Source organism: Spirulina sp. CCY15215, assembly GCF_016888125.1.
GTDB lineage: Bacteria > Cyanobacteriota > Cyanobacteriia > Cyanobacteriales > Spirulinaceae > CCY15215.
Genome location: NZ_JACSWA010000460.1, coordinates 1 through 15,421, shown reverse-complemented (window position 1 = coordinate 15,421; position 15,421 = coordinate 1). Strand labels below are relative to the sequence as shown.

The window sequence follows — 15,421 nt, the reverse complement described above, 5'->3', positions numbered from 1 at the left end:
TAACCAAGATAAGACATAGGCGAATAAATTCGCCGTGTCGATTTTCTACCCCGCTCTAAAGAGACGGGGCTATCAATCTCCCGTTTTTTCTCGTATTCTTTTTTTCCCGTCGAGATGCTTAATGCTCTCTCAACACCGCGATCGCACTGCCAAAATCAGGGAATGGGATGGTAGGCGATCGCGGCCAACCCAAATCGGTCTTTGGCTGACTGTTGCGTTAAACTTATTTTAATTCTCTTATGCCTCGTATGCCTTTACACCGAATTATTATTATTATTGTTGGCATTAGTCTCATTCTCGGCTTAATGTTATGGCTGGTAGACTCGATCTATCGACTTTATCTACAAATTTCTTTTACGGCTCCTCTTTTAGCGAATCTTGTTCTCTTATTGCTGATTATTTTATTAGGCTTACTGATTGCTGCTTTTGGTTACTATTTTAACTTATTTGCCCTCAAAAATCCTCGACCAAAAAATAGGGGAGGTCGCATTCTGGCTAAACTTCCTGAAGAAAAAACAGAAGTTGCAGGAGAAACATTAAAAGCTGTTCGTCAACAAGTTGAGAAAATTCAAGATCGCATTGCCCAAGAAGCATTATTGAGTCGATCGCGAGAAATTGAAGCCAGTTTAAATCGAGGAGAAATTAAACTTGTTGTCTTTGGTATTGGTTCTGCGGGCAAAACATCCCTCATTAATAGCCTCATTGGTAAAATGGTTGGGGAAGTTGGTGCAGCAATGGGAACGACGCGATTAGGAGAAACCTATCACCTGAAATTACAAGGTTTAGAACGAGAAATTCTGCTGATAGATACTCCTGGGATTTTAGAGATTGGTAAAGATGGAATAGAAAGGGAAGGAATCGCACGCAAATTAGCGACAGAGGCGGATCTTTTGTTATTTGTGGTAGAGGGGGATTTACGACAATCTGAATGCGAACCTTTACAAGTTTTAGCACAGATTGGCAAGCGTTCTCTCTTAATTCTCAATAAAATTGATCTTTATACAGAAGAAGAAGTGGAAACTATATTAGTTAAATTGCGGGAACGAGTGAGGGAATTTATCTCTTCATCTGATGTAATTGCTGTCTGTGGTAATCCTCAAGCAGTACAATTGGAAACCGGACAAATGATTGCTCCTGAGCCAGAAATTATGCCTTTAATTAAACGATTGGCAGCAATTTTACGATCCGAAGGAGAAGATTTAATTGCCGATAATATTTTGTTACAATCTCAGCGATTGGGAGAAGAAGCTCGCAGTTTAATTGATAAGCAGCAACGCAAACAAGCAGATAAAATTATCGATCGCTTTCAGTGGATTGGTGCAGGGGCGGTTGTTGTGACTCCTTTACCGGTTTTAGATTTATTGGCAACGGCGGCAGTTAATGCTCAAATGGTTGTAGAAATTGGCAAGGTTTATGGCTGTGAATTAAATATGGAAAGGGGGCGAGAATTAGCGCTTTCGTTGGCAAAAACATTGGTTAGTTTGGGAATTGTTAAAGGTGCGGTAAAAATGCTCTCAACTGCGTTGCAATTTAATGTTGCAACTTATTTCATTGGTAAAACAATTCAAGGCATTACTGCTGCTTATTTAACCCGCATTGCTGGCAAAAGTTTTGTGGAATATTTCCGACAAAATCTCGATTGGGGTGATGGTGGCATTACGGAGGTGGTACAGGAGCAATTTAAGTTAGTCAAGAAAGATGAATTTGTGAAAGCCTTTGTGAAAGATGCGATCGCCAAAGTGGTAGAACCAATTAAAAATAGCTTTGAACTAGAAGCATCTCAGTCTGAGAATATTCCTGAGAATATTCCTGAGAATATTCCCAATACTACTCAGGGTAATATCCCAGAAGCAATAATTTATGAAAAGGTAATCTCAAAGAAGAGCTTAGAAGAACCATTAACGGCGATGGATGACTGGGAAACTCCGCGCCCTCCTCAATCTGATGATTGGTAGTTCACCATCGTATCGTTATTTCGGAATAAAATCTAGTTTTTTTTTGATTTCTTAATCTTTGCAACCAGACGTTAATTAAACTTATTGGAGAAAAAAAGTAAAAATTGTTATGATAGTAATAGCGAAAGGAAAATAAAAACTAACATAGAAAAATGAAAGTGAGGTGCAACATGAAAAATTTAGTAATTATTGCTCCCCTGACTGCGGCGATCGCTCTTCTCATAGGAGTTCCGAATCAACAAGCAAGTCAACAGGGTATTCTATCTAAAAGTATTCTATCGGGAAATACTGCACGGGCAGAAAGTCCGGAACCAGTAGAAGAATTACAAGTCGAAGATCCCGTAACTCGCCTATTATCTACAGGTCAATGTCGTGGATGTGATTTATCAGGAGCAGACCTTTCCGCAGCGCATTTAATTGGTGCTGATCTGAGGGAGGCAAATTTGGAAGGTGCTACATTAATAAGAACGAATCTAGAAGGTGCGGATCTAACTGGGGCAAATCTAACGGATGCTAATTTAACAGAAGCAATGCTATCTGATTCCGTATTGGATCGGACTATCTTAAATCGCGTTAATTTGACCAATGCGACCCTCTACAATGTTACGGCAGCAGATGCCAAAATGAACGATCTGATCTTAACGGGGGCTGAAATTTTAGATACGACTCCTGGTATTGGTGGCGATCGCGAACAATTCGATGAAAATGCGATCGATGTTCAATGATCTTTTACAAAAGAGTAAAAAATAAGAGGCATTGATAGTAGATAGTAATGCCTCTTATTTTGGTTAGGAAATTCTTATCTTGGTAAAAATAACAGAGGATCTAACGGATCGCGACCATTGGGAAGAACCTCAAAATGCAAATGCGGGCCCGTACTATTGCCCGTACTGCCCATTTCTGCAATAGTTTGACCTTGGCGCACCGTTTCGCCAACGTGGACGAAAAGACGCTGATTGTGACCATAAACCGTGCGACTACCATCCTCATGTTGTAAGGTGATCGCATTGCCCAATCCCCAATCATCCCAGCCCACCTTGATCGCCGTACCATCCCCCGCCGCTAAAATTGGCGTACCCGCCGAACCCGCAATATCGAGGCCTTCATGGTAGCGGTGAAACCTTTGGGTAATCTGTCCCGTTGTCGGCCAAATTAAAGTGAGGCGGTAGCCATAAACAGTTAACGTATCGCCACTAGGAAGACTATCTACGGGGCGATCGAGGGCTTGCCGAAGGGGAACCGCGATCGCCACGGCCATCGCGCTAAATAAACCCAATCCCACAAAACCTAACGAGAGCGATCGCACAAGCCAATTTTTCATCAAAAATATTTACTCAACAGTAAACCGCAAACTCTCAGCCCTGACAAGTTAGTACAGAGTGATGTTCCCTTACCAAATTCCTATAACTTTGCAAAAACGTTAAATTTCCCCCAATTCCGCAAAAATACTCCTATAGTGTTGTCATCAATTAGCCTTTCTAAATTAGCGAGAAAGATGTCAACTGTAATTGTTACGCAAGATACAATTTTTAAAACCAAGCCTGTTCAATCCAGTGCTTTGAGCGAATCGGAAAAAATTACCATCGCGAAAGGTAACGAATACGGCGTTAAAATAGCAGAGAAAGAAGGCAGCCACTACAAACTAACGTTAGACCATGAACTGGTCGGACGCACGGTTTGGTATGCCTTTGAAAGTCACATTCAAGTGGTTGAAGCCGCAACCCTGGTTATCACTCAAGATACAGTCTTTAAAACCAAGCCGATTCAGTCGTCAGACTTGCCAGACTCGGAAAAAATCGCAGTTTCTCAAAGGGAATTAGCGATTAAGAGTTTTGAAGATGTCGGCTCTCACTTGAAAGTCATCCTTGTCAACCCGATCAATGATCGCCGAGAATGGTATGTTTTCGAGGGTCACATTGATATGTTGAGCATCGAAAATTACGCACCTCCCCAAGACCCCCCACCGCCTCCACCTCCCCAAGATCGCGGTCGTTTGATTGCCGTACCTGGAAAAGGTCGAATTTATACCAACGATCCCATTGTTTCCGGGGCAAATTTCACCTGGGACGAAGCGACAAAGGGAGGAAGTCGCATTCCGGAAAATGCCAACATTACGAATAATATTGTCTCGATGGCAGGGAAAATGCAGAGCGTGCGGGAAAAATTGGGCGATCGCTCTATTTCTGTCACCAGTTGGTATCGTCCCCCTGCGATCAATCGTGCTGTGGGAGGCGCTCGTAATTCGACTCACTTACAGGGATATGGGGTGGATTTTAATGCCGCCGGACTCTCCCCTCGAGAGGTACAGCGCATTCTCGATCCTTGGTGGAGTGGTGGTTTAGGCTACGGTCGCACCTTCACCCACCTCGATGGTCGCAACTATCGGGCGCGATGGAACTATGGCTCCTAGATAAGTGAGTAACGGGCGATCGCTATGCCATTGCTCGGCAAGCCTTTGTTAGAGAAGGTTGCAGGAGGTGCGATCGCCTTGTCTCGGATCATGATAGAGTATTACAGATTATTACGGGTTGCCCCGTGGACCCGTTTAAAAGATTCTTTGTCACGATCAAACTGCAATGGTAACTGTTAACGATAATTATCTCAAACTCAAAGCTGGCTATCTCTTCCCGGAAATTGCCCGAAGGGTGAAGGCATTTGCTGAAATGAATCCCGATGCACCGATTATTAAACTAGGAATTGGTGATGTCACGGAACCTTTACCCGCAGCTTGTCGCACTGCTATGATCGAAGCGGTGGAAGAAATGGGCGATCGCGCCACATTTAAAGGTTACGGACCCGAACAGGGTTATGCTTGGTTACGGGATAAAATCGCTTCTCACGACTTCCAAGCAAGAGGATGCGATATTGATGGGGCAGAAATTTTCGTCTCCGATGGGGCAAAATGCGACACGGGAAATATTCTCGATATTTTTGGCAAAGATAATGCGATCGCGGTAACAGATCCGGTTTATCCCGTCTATGTTGATACAAATGTTATGGTGGGACATACGGGAGCCGCCAATGATGCGGGCAAATATGAAGGGTTAATTTATCTGCCTATGACCGCAGAAAACAATTTTACTCCCGATCTTCCTACAGGAAAAGTAGATTTAATTTATCTTTGTTTTCCTAACAATCCTACTGGGGCGACGGCAAGTAAAGATACTCTGAAAAAATGGGTAGATTATGCTCGGGAAAATGAGGCGATTATTTTCTTTGATGCTGCTTACGAAGCCTTTATTACCGATCCAGAATTGCCGCATTCTATCTACGAAATTGAAGGAGCAAAAGACTGCGCGATCGAGTTTCGGTCTTTCTCGAAAAATGCTGGGTTTACGGGAACTCGTTGTGCTTTTACTGTTGTCCCAAAAGTCCTCAAAGCTAAGACATCAGATGGGTCTGATGTGGAACTGCACAAGTTATGGAATCGTCGCCAGTCTACTAAGTTTAATGGCGTTTCTTACATTATACAACGGGGAGCCGAGGCGGTTTATTCTGCCGAAGGACAAGCACAAATTAGAGATTTGATCAGTTTCTATTTGGAAAATGCCGCGATCGTGCGGGAGAAATTGATGGCGATGGGTTTGCGGGTTTATGGGGGTGTTAATGCACCTTATGTTTGGGTACAAACACCATTGGGAATTACCAGTTGGGATTTCTTTGATCGACTGTTGCAAGAAGCCAATGTGGTAGGAACTCCAGGTTCTGGTTTTGGGGCTGCGGGGGAAGGTTATTTCCGTATTTCTGCTTTTAATAGTCGGGAAAATGTAGAAGTGGCTATGCAGCGTATTGCTGAGAAATTAAAGGTTTAGGGGGTGACATTCTCTCCCGTTAACCCTAGACCTTTCTTAAATCATCTAAATTAGTAACTTTATCATTTTGTACTGAATTATGAGCCGTTTTTCCTTGTTCTAATGCCTCCGTCCATTGTTTAGCCAGAGAAATAATATCTGAAGGGATCATCACCAATGTTGTCGTGTTATTTTCTGCCCCAATTTCTGTTAACATTTGCAGCCGTCGTAACTCCAAAGCAGCCGGATTTTCCATGATCTTTTTCGAGGCTTCTGATAGTTTAATGGAGGCTTCTTGTTCCGCAGCCGCTTTAATTAAACGCGCTCTTTTTTCCCGTACAGCTTCGGCTTCTTTTGCCATTGCCCGTTGCATTGCGACAGGAATTTCAACGTCTTTAATTTCTACTCGTTCGATTTCTACTCCCCAAGGTGCAGTAATTTCATCGACAATTTCTTGCACTTTATAATTAATTTTATCACGATTTTGCAAAACGTCATCTAGGATATTCTGACCGACAACATTTCGTAATGTAGTCATTGCGGTTTGGTAGACTGCATCTCGATATTTTTCGACCTTATTAATGGCTTTGTTGGGGTCAAGAATGCGATAGTAAAGAACAGCATTAACTTTAATCGTGACGCTATCGGCTGTTACCGCTTCTTGTGGGGGAATATCGACGGTTTTTGTGCGAATATCTACGCGAATCTTTTGGTCGATCGCAGGAATCATCCAATATAATCCGGGTCCTTTAATACTGTTATAGCGCCCTAAACGAAAGATAACCCCTCTTTGATACTCCCGGTCAATTTTAATCCCTGTTAAGGCGCAAAATAGAGTGATTCCACTAAAGAAAAAGATGAAAACTTCCATTTTATTTCTCCTGATATAATATTTATGATTTCTATTTCTAGTTCTAGGTTGACTCAGAAAACAAGAACTTGAACCAAATCTTTAATAGTTTTTAACAATTGCTTTACACAACTTTATAAAAGGAAAATTGGTTGTTGGTTATCGGTAAATTTCTATAAATTTCTATTGTTCAATGAGGCGAAATTTTGCCATAAGGGGGAGATGATCTGAGGCTTGTTGTGCTTCAGTAATAACTCGCCATTCGAGAAGTTTTAGGCGATCGCTACTATAAAAAATATAGTCTATTTTGGCGATCGCGCCATCAGAAGGAAAAGTTTTCGCGTCGGAGGAAATTAGGAGATCGCGAGGGACAACGGGACTAATTTCTGGTAGATTGAGAAGTAAGGAAATAGTGGAATCAGGATGTTCGGGAGAAGGTGGTGGGCTGTTAAAATCGCCTAGGAGTAGAACGGGATATTTCCCAATATATTGTTTGAGTAATTCTTGGATAAACTGGGTTTGTTTGCGACGAGTAGGTTTATCAAAGGCTTCTAGGTGAACATTAATCAAGATTACTGTTTCTTCTTGAATCTTAATCTGAGAAACTTGAGCAAGGCGATCGATATAAAACGCCTTGTAATAAAATGGATTATCGGCAACTTTTTCTAAAACAAGGCGATCGTGTTTTTGGATGGGATAGCGGCTAATAATTGCTTGTCCCGATAGCAGACGACCAAAATGTGCTGAGAAGGGGAAATAGGGAAAAGGAACATAGTTTTTGTCCCAATTGACGGCGATCGCCTGATTTTTAAGTCCCAATCCTTTTGCTAATTCTGCACCTTGATTGATCCGAAAAGAACGTCGAGAATCTAGATCGATTTCTTGCAATCCAATTAGATCGGGTTGTAGCGGTTTTAATGCTTGAATTGCTGTCTTTAAATTGTTCTCAAATAGTTCTAAAGTTCGAGGTTCGCTGGTATTATTGGTTAAGCCCGATAAATAACCAATATTGTAAGTTACCACCGTTAACGTATCATCTTGCGCTGGATTCTCGGAACCCTTATCAGAAATAATTTCTGCATACTTTTCTTGAGGATAACCTCCAGAAGAACCCCAAAAAAAGAAGAAAATTAGAGCAATAATAGAAACACCGAAAATAGTTCCTAAAATCCACAAAATTGCTATCAAGTTTAGGCTTTTAATGATTTTACCTCCCCTCTTTTTTCTAATAAGTTAACCATCAAAACTTCAGCAAGCTCAGTGCATCGCTATCAACTATCAATTATCAACTATCAACTCAATAACAAGCCCTTTGATTTGGCCATTTTCAACCAATTAGGATACTCAGTCATTAATTTATCGTAAAGTTTATCATCGCTGAAGGCAAGAGGATCTTGAACGCTAAAAAAATCGGCATTATCAATATAGCGATTTTTCAAATTGTCCAAACTTTCTAAAAACTCAAAATTTCCCGAACCAATGGCCATAAACTGCCAAAAAATAGGTTCGTAGGATGCGCGAGTAATTTGTTCTGCGGTCACTTGTTGGTCCATTGATGCGCCATCGGTGACAAACATAACATAGACGGGTTGAGAAGCGGCGATCGCCTCTTTTTGCGGTTTCTTTCCTCCTCCAAATAAGCCCCCAAACATTCCTGTAGCGGGTTCTTGTGCTGTTCCAGGAAAATAAAAATTACGGATTGTTTTAATCGCTTTTCCGTAATAAGTTCCCCCTTCTAAAGGATAGCGCTGCTGAAGACTGCTAATAAAATTTTGAAAGTTTTTTAAATTCATATCTCCCGCTTCATGGGAATTTGCACCGAAGAGAAAAATATTAATTGCACCATCATCATCAAATTGACAACCCAGTGCTAAAATTCTCTCAGCGAATTGCTGTATTTTCCCAGAAGAATAGAGAGAAGACATTGAACCGGAAATATCTAAACATAAGGCAACTTTAGCGCGGTGGTGCGTTAAATTCGCCTTTTTGAGAGAAATATCTGCTTTTTTGGCCAGATCGATTAATTGTGGTGCTTCTTTTTCAATCTTTTCTAAAGAAATGCCCATTATGCTAATTTTATTGGATGGAGTTTTAGGTTCTGCGATCGCCAAAATCATAGAAACTGAGAATGATCAAAAATTGGCGATCGCCAGAATTACAAAAATTTGAATTATTGAGGCTTCTGATAATACTTTTCGACAAATGCGGATAAGCCAGAGTTGTAACCCTGTCCTACTGCTTGAAAACGCCAAGTTCCATCCTTACGATACAACCGACCAAACTCTAAAGCAGCTTCGGTGGAAAAGTCTTCATCAAGGTCGTAGCGTGTAATTTCTTTCTCTGTTTTCGCATCAGCAATGCGAATAAAAGCATTTCTGACTTGGCCAAAGTTTTGTCGCCTTTCTTCTGCATCATGAATAGTAGCAACAAAAATCAATTCTTGAATAGACGAATCAATTTTATCCAAATTAACTTCAATGGTTTCGTCATCTCCTTCACCAGCACCACTACGATTGTCCCCCAAATGTTCGATACCACCATCAGGAGACTTTAAATTATTGTAAAAAATAAAGTAGGAATCGGCAGGAATTTTGCCATTTGCGCCCAACATAAATACAGAGGTATCTAAATCAAAAGCAGTTCCTGTATCTGTAGCATTAATATCCCATCCCAAACCAACCCACGCATTGGTTAATCCAGGGGCTTCTTTAGAGAGATCGATCCGTTCGCCTTTACTTAAATTAATGGTCATAATAAATCCCTAGGATTGCAACATTATGATCGCCTTCGACGATCAATTAAATTCTACACTCAATCTCTACAACACCGCCGCTAAAATTCCGAATATGTTACATTTTTTTAACGATAGGATCGCAAGATTTCTTCAAGTCCATTAACACTAACTCCCTCTCCAATCGCTTTCATATCCCAGCCCTTATTCTCTCGATAGAGTTCGGCCAAAATCATCCCAGTCATGCCACTATAAGCAGCACCAGATAAATTGTAACGCGCAATTTCTTGATTATTGGCCATATTTAACAAACGAACAAAAGCGTTTTTCACTTGTCCGAAGTCTTGTTTGCGCTGATGGCATTTATAGATATTAACAACAAAGACAAGGGTTTCAATGTTAGGAGAAATTTGTGGTAATTCAACAATAATTTGTTCGTCATCTCCGTTACCTTCCCCTGTTAAATTGTCCCCTAAATGTGAGATCGAGCCGGAACTATGACGCAGATTGCCAAAGTAAATTACATCACTTTTATCGCGCAATTTTTGGTGAGAATCCAAACAAATTACCGACGCATCAAGATCGTAATCGTGGGTACTCCCAAATAGTCCTAAAAAACCTCCGGAACCGGGGGCGACATCCCACCCCAAACCGCAAAGCACTCGGGTTAAACCTGGTGCTTCTTTAACCAGAGAAATACGCTGTCCTTTTTGTAGATTAATAGTCATAAAATCGGTTATGAATTATTGTTTATTGTTTGTTCATTGCTTCCCTCTCGAGAGGGAAGCCCAGAAAAAAGTGAAAGAATAGAGTTTCAAATTGAACGATATAACCAAACAATGGTAAGCTCAGTACATCGCTATCAACTATCAACTATCAACTATCAACTATTAACTATCAAGAATAGCGATCGAGTAAAGATTGCAAACCTCCTTGATAACCTTGTCCGACAGCATTGAGTCGCCAAGTCCCATCTTTGATATAAAGTTCGGCCATAATCATAGCTGTTTCGACGGAGTAATCTTCTACTAAGTCGTAACGCATGACTTCTTGTTTCGTTTCCACATTGACTAAACGCACAAAAGCATTTTCAATTTGACCAAAATTTTGCCCGCGTTTCTCCGCATCGTGAATGGTGACGGTGAAAACCAATCTTTGTACTTCTGGGGGAATTTTTCGCAGATCGACGATTACTGCTTCGTCATCTCCTTCCCCTTCTCCTGTCAGGTTATCCCCCATGTGCTTGACGCATTGAGAAGTATCGGGACTGGTCAGGTTATTGTAAAAAATGAAATGATTGTCAGAAAGCAGCTTTTCGTTAGTACCCAACATGAAAACTGAGGAGTCTAAGTCAAAATCGTGACCCGTATCGGTACTTTTCACATCCCATCCCAAACCGACAAAGACGGCTTTCAGATTGGGTGCTACTTTATCTAAAGAAACGCGCTGTCCTTTTTGAAGTGAAATTCCCATTTGTATCTAATCTGTCGAACTTGCAATGAAATTTAGCGAAATTATCGAAAAATTTGAGATTGAGTTGGTTCAAGGCACTAGCCTGACCGCTCATCCTGATTGTAACCCTCAAGTAACGGGTATCGCATCCTTGGAAACGGCCACGGCTGAGACTCTTGCTTACTGTGAGGGGGGAAAATATGCAGCAATAGTAGGGGAAACGGCTGCGATCGCCTTAATTTTACCTGTAGATGAAGAATTGCAAAGGATTGCTAGCGATCGCGGTATTGCTTGGGTTGCAACCCCCCATCCTCGCTTATTATATGCGATCGCCATTTCCTTATTTTATCAGCCTTATCAACCTAAACCGCAAATTCACCCGACAGCGATTATCGATTCTAGTGCCAGTTTAGGGCAGGATGTCTCTATTGGCGCTCATGCAGTTATTGGGGAAAATGTCAAGATCGGTGCAGGAGTTTGTATTTTTCCCAATGTTACGGTTTATCCTGGGGTAGAAATCGGCGATCGCACCATTCTTCATGCTAATTGTACGATTGAGGAACGCAGCAAAATTGGCGCAGATTGCGTCATTCATAGCGGTGTGGTTATTGGTAGTGAGGGATTTGGCTTTGTGCCTAGCGATCGCGGTTGGGTGAAGATGCACCAGTCGGGAATTGTGGTTTTAGAGGACTGCGTAGAGGTGGGTTGTAACAGTGCGATCGATCGCCCTCCCACGGGAGAGACTCGCATCGGCTACAACACGAAAATCGATAATTTAGTCCAGATCGGTCACGGTTGTAAAATCGGCTCAAATTGCGCCATTTCCTCACAGGTAGGGCTTTCCGGACAGGTTATTGTGGGTAATGGGGTACTGTTAGCGGGACAGGTAGGAGTTGCCAATCAGGTTAAAATTGGCGATGGGGCGATCGCAACGGCAAAATCGGGTTTACATAAAGATGTGGATGCCAAAGCGATTGTTTCGGGCTATCCTGCTATTCCTAATAAACTGTGGTTGAAAATTTCTGCGGTGTACAATCGTCTCCCAGAAATGTATAAATTGTTCCGACGCATGGCCAAAAAATAACAAATGTAAGGATTGAATCTGAGAATTTATTAGGGAATCAAGGCGATCGATTGAAAACTGTTAAACTGGGAATAAGTTAAGAAAGGATTGGGAGACATGACCGCAACAATCGTCACTTCGACACCCACTCTAGAACAATTTTTGAAGTTACCGGAAACTAAACCGGCTAGCGAATACATTGAGGGTGAAATTGTACAAAAGCCAATGCCAAAGGGAAAACATAGTCTGTTACAGTTGAAGATGTGCAATTGTATTAATGATTGTATCAATGAGCGCGTAGAATTGCCCCAAATTGCTTATGCGTTGCCAGAATTGCGCTGTAGTTTTGGAAATCGATCGGTTGTCCCAGATGTTGCTGTTTTCCGTTGGTCTCGAATTCCCTTCGATGCTGATGGAGAAATGCCCAATGATTTTTTATTGTTTCCGGATTGGACAATTGAAATTCTTTCCCCCGAGCAAAGTTCGAGTCGAGTGATTGATAATATTAGCTATTGTTTGGAATATGGGTGCGATTTGGGTTGGTTATTGGATCCAAGCGATCGCTCTATTTTGGTATTTCAATCGCAGCAACAGCCTAAAGTTTTTGTTGGAAGCGATCGCTTACCTATTCTTGAAGAAATTGACTTGGTGCTAACAGTCGAACAAGTTTTTAGTTGGTTAAAAATGGGGAAAAAATAGAGAGGCGATCGCATTTCCTCTTTTTGGGTGAGAGAAGGAGAAGAGGCGATCGCAATCATCTCGAATCGCTTCGTTTCGCAATCCTGAATGTGCTATCTTAGCATTATACCAATTTATTGCTACCAGAATAATCTTTGCTACCCTTTGAATTTATTGTTTTTGGTTCTCCGATTTCCTTACAAACCAACAATCGTGCATTACTTCAAGCGTGGAAAGCCAAAGTGCGTCAAACAGCGATCGCCAATCTTCCCATTAATACCATTCCAACTCGCGATCGCATCCAAGTTGCAATTGTCTACTATTATAAAAGGATGCCTCTCGATATTGATAATATTGCCAAGCCGATTCTGGATGCGTTTAATCTGTTGATTTATATTGACGATCGCCAAATTACCGATCTTATTATCAGAAAGCGGCTTATTGAGTCAAGTGCAGATACTCGGGAACTTCCCCTCGCGATCGCGTCAGCTTTAAACCAAAATCGACCTTTTATTTTTGTAAAAATTGAATTTTCTGCTGTATAAATGGGAATCGAATGATGGTAACAAAAAATCTAGAAAATCTTCACGCAAAATCTGAGACAGGAGATCGCGAAACTCTTCTGTATGATTATCCACACCGAGATCGAGAAGATATACAAGAATATTTAAACCGAATTACAGAAATAATAGAACTAGGTGCTTTTGATACTGCGATCGCTTCTGCCATCTTTACTCTAGAAACAATTTTGCCTTTCATGGCCGAAGAGGAAAATATCGAGTATGAAACCAAAAATCCAAGGGAACTTTTACAGGTTTTCGAGCGCAAAAATTTAATCGATCGCGAAACTTACAATATTTTAATGCAAGCGATCGCCCTGAGAGATGCTTTTATGGAAAAACGAGAGATTGAAGGCGATCGCAATTTTGCTGAAGGCATTTTTGCTATTGTTAACAATCTTTTTCGGAGTTTATGAAACGATGAAGAATTTTGCCTTGTGTCGAGCGATCGTGCAGTTGTAGTGCGAGTTCGTTTCCTCAATTTCCCATTCCCTTGCGAGAAGGTGATGTGGAACCCATTGTAGATTTACATACTCTTCTCGATAGCGTTTACGATCGCGGTGGTTACGACTTGGCGATCGACTACAGTAGGGATCCTGTCCCTTCTCTCACCGAAGGCGATCGGGTTTGGGTAGAACAATTTTTATAAAAATAAGCATTGAGATAAAAATTTTTGCGGTTTATAATAATTGCCTTCTGGAAATGTATAATCGTTTTAGAAAGCACCGTTCAGAAAATGCAAAATGAACAACACACTCACAAAAATCACTCAAGGATTAATTATTGTAGGATTAATTTTATTTTCTACATCAGCTAAAGCTAAGAGTGAATCGGTATATTCTCGATGTCAAAGCAATCCCAATACTTATTGTCTACGCTCTGGGAATAGAGGAGAATTAGTCCATGAATTAATTGAAAATTTAACTTGTCTTGGATATTACTTTCGTTCAAATGATGGTAATTTTGGTCAGATTACTGAAAGGAGTGTAAGAAACTTCCAAAGAGATTATAGTTTAACTATTGACGGAATTGCTGGTTCGCGAACTCGGAATCTTTTGAGCCAACAATGTAGTGCAACAAAGATAATTAAAGTAGATGAATTTACATTTGAAGAAACAGATGGGAGTACGGGATGTAGTCTCTACCTCAATCGAAAAAATGCTAATAATTCTTCATATATTTTTCTCTACTTACTTGGTTCTGATTATGGAGAAATGAAACTTGATAGAAGAATACAGAGAGTAAATTTTATTTCCGAGAATAACAATGGATGGAGTTTTAACACTCGAGATCGTCAAACAAAAATCCTGATTAATATCCAAAAATCAGTAATCAATACTGAACATTTTGATGGTTCTAACGTTGAGGGACAAATGCGAATACAAAGAAATGGACAAGAATTAATTATTCCTTTTAAGGGTTATTCAGGATGTTGATGAGGCAAAAAAAAGGGGATATGAGTGACCCCTTTTTTTATCCTTTTAAATTGAGCGATCGCGGAACATCTAAACCCATTGAACAAAAAACATGAACGCTAAAAAAAGAGAATTTTATGTTATCATTGAGCGAGACGAACAAGGTTTTTATATTGGGGAAGTTCCTCATCTTAAAGCCTGTTATTCTCAAGGAAAAACCATTGATGAACTCATGGTTAATATTAAAGAAGTCATAGAGTTATGTTTGGAAGAGGAACAAGAAAGCGATCGCTCTTTTTAGTTATTTTCAGAGTTTTTTTGACGCAATAAAAGTTGTAATAGTTCTCGCTGTTGTTTCAAAAGTTGTTGCTGTTCTTGCGTTAATAAAGTTTGGCGATCGTAAAGTTGTTCGAGCAATTCAACGATCTCGCAGTAATGAGATAAAAGCTCCCTTTCTCTTTTTCTAGAAGCCCTTTGTAGACGATAAGCGATTAAAGCAGAACGATTAAAGCGAAGCCGCCTCTTCTGGCGTGAGCAAACTTGCCTTTTTTTTCTCCAACAAGTTTGACTTTCTCTCGTGCAAGTCATCATTGAATTTAAACAGATGAATATTGCCAAACTCCTTGAGAGTTAAGCCAGAAGCAACAAAAGAGGAAGGACGAACCATCAGATCGGTTTGCATTGAACTTCTCCTAACGAGAATATCTTTTCAGTATAATGCGATCGCCTTATTAAATCGTGCGATCGCCAAACTCCTCTCAGAGCATTTGCAGATCGCGAAAATCTTCACCCACTTCTCGAATATCTGAATTTTCATGCTGTAATGCTCTTTGAACAAAATGTCGAGCGCAGTCCCTACCCATAATCTTTGATTTGGGTAGGGTTAGCGAGACCAACAAAGGAAATCGCGAAGCATCCGACTAGAG

General features: G+C 40.8%; 19 protein-coding genes. 11 read left to right on the top strand and 8 right to left on the bottom strand.

Features of this window, described 5'->3' with window-relative positions:
* Positions 1–248 precede the first annotated feature (248 nt).
* Positions 249–1,955 carry a GTP-binding protein gene (locus JUI58_RS14805; protein WP_204104569.1) on the top strand — a complete coding sequence of 569 codons (1,707 nt, stop codon included), beginning with the start codon at positions 249–251 and terminating at the stop codon, positions 1,953–1,955.
* A gap of 170 nt (positions 1,956–2,125) precedes the next feature.
* On the top strand, positions 2,126–2,680 hold the full coding sequence (locus JUI58_RS14800) for a pentapeptide repeat-containing protein (protein ID WP_204104567.1): 555 nt from the start codon (positions 2,126–2,128) through the stop codon (positions 2,678–2,680).
* A gap of 74 nt (positions 2,681–2,754) precedes the next feature.
* On the opposite strand, the gene JUI58_RS14795 is transcribed toward JUI58_RS14800, so the two are convergent.
* Positions 2,755–3,276 (bottom strand): M23 family metallopeptidase, encoded by a 522-nt coding sequence (locus tag JUI58_RS14795; RefSeq protein ID WP_204104566.1) that lies wholly within the window; start codon positions 3,274–3,276, stop codon positions 2,755–2,757.
* Positions 3,277–3,450: 174 nt separating this feature from the next.
* Here JUI58_RS14795 and JUI58_RS14790 point away from each other — a divergent pair, with 174 nt between their 5' ends.
* Both JUI58_RS14790 and JUI58_RS14785 read left to right on the top strand, forming a co-directional pair.
* A complete protein-coding gene (locus JUI58_RS14790; protein ID WP_204104565.1) occupies positions 3,451–4,365 on the top strand; it encodes a D-Ala-D-Ala carboxypeptidase family metallohydrolase in 915 nt (304 codons plus the stop codon).
* Between the two features lie 166 nt (positions 4,366–4,531).
* The gene (locus JUI58_RS14785) at positions 4,532–5,767 is read left to right on the top strand and encodes an LL-diaminopimelate aminotransferase (protein WP_204104564.1); all 1,236 of its coding nucleotides are present in this window, start codon (positions 4,532–4,534) and stop codon (positions 5,765–5,767) included.
* Positions 5,768–5,792: 25 nt separating this feature from the next.
* On the opposite strand, the gene JUI58_RS14780 is transcribed toward JUI58_RS14785, so the two are convergent.
* The 6 genes from JUI58_RS14780 to JUI58_RS14755 all read right to left on the bottom strand — a co-directional run bounded on the left by JUI58_RS14780 (position 5,793) and on the right by JUI58_RS14755 (position 10,800).
* Entirely contained in the window at positions 5,793–6,617 is an 825-nt protein-coding gene (locus JUI58_RS14780; RefSeq protein ID WP_204104563.1) for a slipin family protein, read from the bottom strand.
* Positions 6,618–6,779: 162 nt separating this feature from the next.
* A complete protein-coding gene (locus JUI58_RS14775) occupies positions 6,780–7,784 on the bottom strand; it encodes an endonuclease/exonuclease/phosphatase family protein (RefSeq protein WP_239121483.1) in 1,005 nt (334 codons plus the stop codon).
* A 104-nt stretch (positions 7,785–7,888) separates the two neighbouring features.
* On the bottom strand, positions 7,889–8,662 hold the full coding sequence (locus JUI58_RS14770; RefSeq protein WP_204104562.1) for a VWA domain-containing protein: 774 nt from the start codon (positions 8,660–8,662) through the stop codon (positions 7,889–7,891).
* Between the two features lie 104 nt (positions 8,663–8,766).
* On the bottom strand, positions 8,767–9,348 hold the full coding sequence (locus tag JUI58_RS14765) for a TerD family protein (RefSeq protein WP_204104561.1): 582 nt from the start codon (positions 9,346–9,348) through the stop codon (positions 8,767–8,769).
* A gap of 107 nt (positions 9,349–9,455) precedes the next feature.
* Positions 9,456–10,055, bottom strand: coding sequence for a TerD family protein (locus tag JUI58_RS14760; RefSeq protein ID WP_204104560.1), 600 nt, complete (start codon positions 10,053–10,055; stop codon positions 9,456–9,458).
* A 169-nt stretch (positions 10,056–10,224) separates the two neighbouring features.
* On the bottom strand, positions 10,225–10,800 hold the full coding sequence (locus JUI58_RS14755; RefSeq protein WP_204104559.1) for a TerD family protein: 576 nt from the start codon (positions 10,798–10,800) through the stop codon (positions 10,225–10,227).
* A 25-nt stretch (positions 10,801–10,825) separates the two neighbouring features.
* Between JUI58_RS14755 and lpxD the strand changes: the two genes are divergently transcribed.
* The 7 genes from lpxD to JUI58_RS14720 all read left to right on the top strand — a co-directional run bounded on the left by lpxD (position 10,826) and on the right by JUI58_RS14720 (position 14,796).
* Positions 10,826–11,863 carry a UDP-3-O-(3-hydroxymyristoyl)glucosamine N-acyltransferase gene (gene lpxD / locus JUI58_RS14750; protein ID WP_204104558.1) on the top strand — a complete coding sequence of 346 codons (1,038 nt, stop codon included), beginning with the start codon at positions 10,826–10,828 and terminating at the stop codon, positions 11,861–11,863.
* A gap of 96 nt (positions 11,864–11,959) precedes the next feature.
* Positions 11,960–12,541, top strand: a complete 582-nt coding sequence (locus tag JUI58_RS14745) for a Uma2 family endonuclease (RefSeq protein WP_204104557.1) — start codon at positions 11,960–11,962, stop codon at positions 12,539–12,541.
* 134 nt (positions 12,542–12,675) lie between these two features.
* Positions 12,676–13,065, top strand: coding sequence for a RusA family crossover junction endodeoxyribonuclease (locus tag JUI58_RS14740; protein WP_204104556.1), 390 nt, complete (start codon positions 12,676–12,678; stop codon positions 13,063–13,065).
* Positions 13,066–13,076: 11 nt separating this feature from the next.
* A complete protein-coding gene (locus JUI58_RS14735; RefSeq protein ID WP_204104555.1) occupies positions 13,077–13,496 on the top strand; it encodes a hypothetical protein in 420 nt (139 codons plus the stop codon).
* Positions 13,497–13,510: 14 nt separating this feature from the next.
* Positions 13,511–13,729 (top strand): DUF4058 family protein, encoded by a 219-nt coding sequence (locus JUI58_RS14730; protein WP_204104554.1) that lies wholly within the window; start codon positions 13,511–13,513, stop codon positions 13,727–13,729.
* A 94-nt stretch (positions 13,730–13,823) separates the two neighbouring features.
* Positions 13,824–14,516, top strand: coding sequence for a peptidoglycan-binding domain-containing protein (locus tag JUI58_RS14725; protein WP_204104553.1), 693 nt, complete (start codon positions 13,824–13,826; stop codon positions 14,514–14,516).
* A gap of 91 nt (positions 14,517–14,607) precedes the next feature.
* Positions 14,608–14,796, top strand: a complete 189-nt coding sequence (locus JUI58_RS14720; protein WP_204104552.1) for a type II toxin-antitoxin system HicB family antitoxin — start codon at positions 14,608–14,610, stop codon at positions 14,794–14,796.
* Between the two features lie 204 nt (positions 14,797–15,000).
* Here the strand turns inward: JUI58_RS14720 and JUI58_RS14715 are convergent, their stop codons facing one another.
* On the bottom strand, positions 15,001–15,177 hold the full coding sequence (locus tag JUI58_RS14715) for a hypothetical protein (RefSeq protein WP_204104551.1): 177 nt from the start codon (positions 15,175–15,177) through the stop codon (positions 15,001–15,003).
* Positions 15,178–15,421 lie beyond the last annotated feature (244 nt).

Coding starts and splice junctions, on each gene's coding strand:
- JUI58_RS14745 (WP_204104557.1), top strand. CDS start 11,960: ATGACCGCAACAATCGTCACTTCGACACCCACTCTAGAACAATTTTTG.
- JUI58_RS14720 (WP_204104552.1), top strand. CDS start 14,608: ATGAACGCTAAAAAAAGAGAATTTTATGTTATCATTGAGCGAGACGAA.
- JUI58_RS14790 (WP_204104565.1), top strand. CDS start 3,451: ATGTCAACTGTAATTGTTACGCAAGATACAATTTTTAAAACCAAGCCT.
- JUI58_RS14735 (WP_204104555.1), top strand. CDS start 13,077: ATGATGGTAACAAAAAATCTAGAAAATCTTCACGCAAAATCTGAGACA.
- JUI58_RS14765 (WP_204104561.1), bottom strand. CDS start 9,348: ATGACCATTAATTTAAGTAAAGGCGAACGGATCGATCTCTCTAAAGAA.
- JUI58_RS14785 (WP_204104564.1), top strand. CDS start 4,532: ATGGTAACTGTTAACGATAATTATCTCAAACTCAAAGCTGGCTATCTC.
- JUI58_RS14770 (WP_204104562.1), bottom strand. CDS start 8,662: ATGGGCATTTCTTTAGAAAAGATTGAAAAAGAAGCACCACAATTAATC.
- JUI58_RS14805 (WP_204104569.1), top strand. CDS start 249: ATGCCTTTACACCGAATTATTATTATTATTGTTGGCATTAGTCTCATT.
- JUI58_RS14715 (WP_204104551.1), bottom strand. CDS start 15,177: ATGCAAACCGATCTGATGGTTCGTCCTTCCTCTTTTGTTGCTTCTGGC.
- JUI58_RS14725 (WP_204104553.1), top strand. CDS start 13,824: ATGAACAACACACTCACAAAAATCACTCAAGGATTAATTATTGTAGGA.
- JUI58_RS14760 (WP_204104560.1), bottom strand. CDS start 10,055: ATGACTATTAATCTACAAAAAGGACAGCGTATTTCTCTGGTTAAAGAA.
- JUI58_RS14800 (WP_204104567.1), top strand. CDS start 2,126: ATGAAAAATTTAGTAATTATTGCTCCCCTGACTGCGGCGATCGCTCTT.
- lpxD (WP_204104558.1), top strand. CDS start 10,826: ATGAAATTTAGCGAAATTATCGAAAAATTTGAGATTGAGTTGGTTCAA.
- JUI58_RS14780 (WP_204104563.1), bottom strand. CDS start 6,617: ATGGAAGTTTTCATCTTTTTCTTTAGTGGAATCACTCTATTTTGCGCC.
- JUI58_RS14755 (WP_204104559.1), bottom strand. CDS start 10,800: ATGGGAATTTCACTTCAAAAAGGACAGCGCGTTTCTTTAGATAAAGTA.
- JUI58_RS14795 (WP_204104566.1), bottom strand. CDS start 3,276: ATGAAAAATTGGCTTGTGCGATCGCTCTCGTTAGGTTTTGTGGGATTG.